Annotated in this window: 4 protein-coding genes and 1 pseudogene; all 5 read right to left on the reverse strand. The window is 67.8% G+C overall.

The window, feature by feature from the left end; translation table 11 throughout:
• Positions 1-24: 24 nt before the first annotated feature.
• Positions 25-294 carry a hypothetical protein gene (locus FCN18_RS38865; RefSeq protein ID WP_137097588.1) on the reverse strand — a complete coding sequence of 90 codons (270 nt, stop codon included), beginning with the start codon at positions 292-294 and terminating at the stop codon, positions 25-27.
• A 115-nt stretch (positions 295-409) separates the two neighbouring features.
• Positions 410-640, reverse strand: a complete 231-nt coding sequence (locus FCN18_RS38870) for a CHC2 zinc finger domain-containing protein (protein ID WP_137097589.1) — start codon at positions 638-640, stop codon at positions 410-412.
• Between the two features lie 37 nt (positions 641-677).
• Positions 678-1925 carry a hypothetical protein gene (locus FCN18_RS38875; protein WP_137097590.1) on the reverse strand — a complete coding sequence of 416 codons (1248 nt, stop codon included), beginning with the start codon at positions 1923-1925 and terminating at the stop codon, positions 678-680.
• A 306-nt stretch (positions 1926-2231) separates the two neighbouring features.
• Positions 2232-2435, reverse strand: coding sequence for a hypothetical protein (locus tag FCN18_RS40655; protein WP_267285388.1), 204 nt, complete (start codon positions 2433-2435; stop codon positions 2232-2234).
• 6 nt (positions 2436-2441) lie between these two features.
• Positions 2442-2669 (reverse strand): annotated as a pseudogene (locus FCN18_RS41005) (MarR family transcriptional regulator); the annotation flags it as partial.
• Positions 2670-2902 lie beyond the last annotated feature (233 nt).

Below are 2902 nucleotides of genomic sequence, written 5' to 3' on the forward strand. Positions count from 1 at the left end.
TGACCGCTGGCCGGGAGCCGAGACCTACTGATCAACAACGCCGGAAACACCGATCATGGGATAGACCCGGAATCCGAAGTGGCAGCTGAGCGGGGTGGGGGTGACGTCGCCGATTTCGTGGATGGCGATGCCGTTGTAGCTGTCGGGGTAGTGCCAGCTTGCTTCAGGGTCTGCGGGGTAGCCGGTGTCGTCGGTGTCGATGAGGTCGTCGAGCCGCCAGCCGCGTGCGGTGAGGAAGTCGTGCAGGGTGTTGAGGTGATCGACCCGGACGCTCGGGCCATGGAGGATCTTCATTGTGTTCCCTCGGGTGTGGGGCGGTTCGGGGCGCGGCTGGTGCCGGGTGCTGAGGTTGAGCAGTGGCGCCATGGTTGCGCGATGAGTTCGCTGTGTATTCCGTCCGCTGCTCGGCTCAATGGTGCTGGATGCGGGCGGTGAAGGTGGGTGCGGTTCCACCTTCACCGCACCCGAAGCAGTGGTAGGTGCCGTGGGCTGGGCGGACCCGGAAGGTCGTCGACGAACAGAACGGACAGCGGCCGGACCACTGACCGGGAGCGTGTTCGCGCAGCACGACGTGGCGGGCGACCACGGCCAAGATGTCGCTGCCGTGGGACGGGTCCGGGGTTGCCGTGGCGGTGGTCATCGCGGCCACCGTAGCGGTGCGGACCGACAGCGCGTCGTCACGTGGACTCGGTTGCGGGCGGCAGCGTGAGCGGGTCGGCACGTTCGTGCAACGCGGAAGCCCGTCCCATCGCGGTACGGAAGAACGTCGTCGCGACGATCGAGCAGGGTGCCGGCAGGGCGGTCAGTGCCTTCGGCTCGGCCTCGCCCGTGGTGATCTGGCGGAGATACCAGCGCAAGCGCTCCAGGGCCTGGTTGGTGGTCTCGCGGACGTTGGCCAGGTGTCCCTGCCGGAGTTGCTCATGCGCACGCTCGGTCGCTGTCTCGATCAGGTAGACCGCCTCCGCCAGCGTCAGCGTGTGGGCCAGGTGTCCCATGATGTCGTGTTCGAGGTCGTGGCGAGGTGCGGGCAGGCCGTGCTCGTGCAGCGCTCGGATCAGGTAGCCGGTGTTCTCGGCGTGCAGCACCCTGCGGCACTCCACCGCGTGCTGCCGGTGCCACCGTTCGGGCCATGGACTGGTCAAGGCCGCCACGAGGTCGGCGACGAGGGCTTCGTTGCGCGGGCCGGTCGGCCCCGGCCCTGGGGCGGTCAAACGTGCCGTCTCGAAGTTCAGCGACACCTCCTGAGCCCAGCTGTGGACGGCGCGATACCCCGAGGACGGGCAGTCCGGATGCGGGAACAGGAGTCCCGCTTTGATCAGCTCTCGCAGCCGCGCGCGGGCGTCCAGCTCGGTTCCTGCGTAAGGCGGCACCAGCCTCCGCCGCCACCGTTGCAGCGGTGTGGTCGAGGTGAACGCGCTGTCGAAGGGCACCCTGAATAGTGCAAGCAGGCTCACCGCCTCCCGCAGCGACAAGGCCGCGACCTTCACCGGCCGGTACTGGTCATACCAACCGTGGTCCTCACGCCACCGCTTCACAGCGACCGCTCGATCCGCCGCATCGACCGCGGACGCGCGGCACGGCGCGCACGCCTGGACCTCGCCGGCCTCCAGCAGCTTGAGCACCTTCTGATAGTCGGGCCGGTTGTCGACATGGACACGGGCACCGCAGCCCGGACACGACGCCGCCGGGACATGCGCACGAACCCGCTTACGCAGGTAGTACGCCAAGCCCGAGATCCGCTCCCGGGCTAACGCCGGGCGCTCGTCGTAGGCCCGCCGCTCCAGGTCGCCGACCTTGTAGACGAACTTCCCATCGCCATCCACGAGCCAGTAGTCCCGGGCCAGCTGCTGCTCCCACGGATCCTCTGTGATGAACTCCAGCACCAGGCGCCGATCGCGCTGCCCCGGCCCCTCCACATCAGGCATCGCCCGCTCACCTCGCCACCGACCATCACCGAGACCAACACCGACGGCCGTATCGCTCTCGATCCGCGCCCGTATCGCCCCCGACGGTAGCTCGTGGCGGAGGGAGGAACACCGGATTAGCCCAGCCAGCGGCATGGCGAACGAGCCGGACAGGTCCACCGGTCGTCATCCAGAACGTGACACGGCGGCAGCGGGGTCACGAGCGCAGGTGCACCAGAGCCCGGCAAGCGCGCCAGCGCCCGTGGAATGACCACACCCGGACCGCATCACCCCAGCCAGCAGGCAGCTGACCCCCGGGCGGGGTCCTCAAGATTCGCCGTCGGGTCCCAGCACTGCGTCGACCAGGGCGTTCACGTCGAACTCGGCGCCCGGCACTCCGGGTACGTCCAGCAAGTCCGCCACCCTGGACAACGGATCGTCCGCACCCAAGTCCAGCACGGCGGCCACCGCACGCAAGCGTTCAGCGACCACGGTCTCCCGCCGCATCACGCCCCACCGCTCGGCCAACACGCGCCCAGCATCAGTCAAGGCGAACCAGCGTCGTGGGGTCCCGTGTCGCGCGGGCTCGACACGCGCCTCCCGGAGGAACCCCCGCTCCGTCAACCGTGCGAGCGACTTGTAGATCGACGGACCCCGGAGCCCGGTTCGCCGTGCGATCTCGGCACCGAACGACTCAAACCCCGGCGAATGCGTGATCGCCGAGAGCACCCGCGCCGAAACAATCGAGTAGTTAATAGTCGACACAGTTGATCATAGAATCGGGAGCCCGGAGATATACATCGAAAATACGAGGCAAAACTGCTCATAACAAGTGTGATAGTGGTACCGCAGGACGCCCCCTACCAACCTGCCTGCGGTGGCCCTACAGCGGGCGCACGCAGGCCGACGCTGGTCTCCGATTGGGCTCCGTTGCTCACGGAGCACCCGATACGCCGCGACACTGCCCGACACTAACGCTCGGGAAAAATGCCGCCCGA

Source organism: Prauserella endophytica (genome assembly GCF_005146945.1).
In the GTDB taxonomy this organism is placed as follows: Bacteria; Actinomycetota; Actinomycetes; order Mycobacteriales; family Pseudonocardiaceae; genus Prauserella_A; species Prauserella_A endophytica.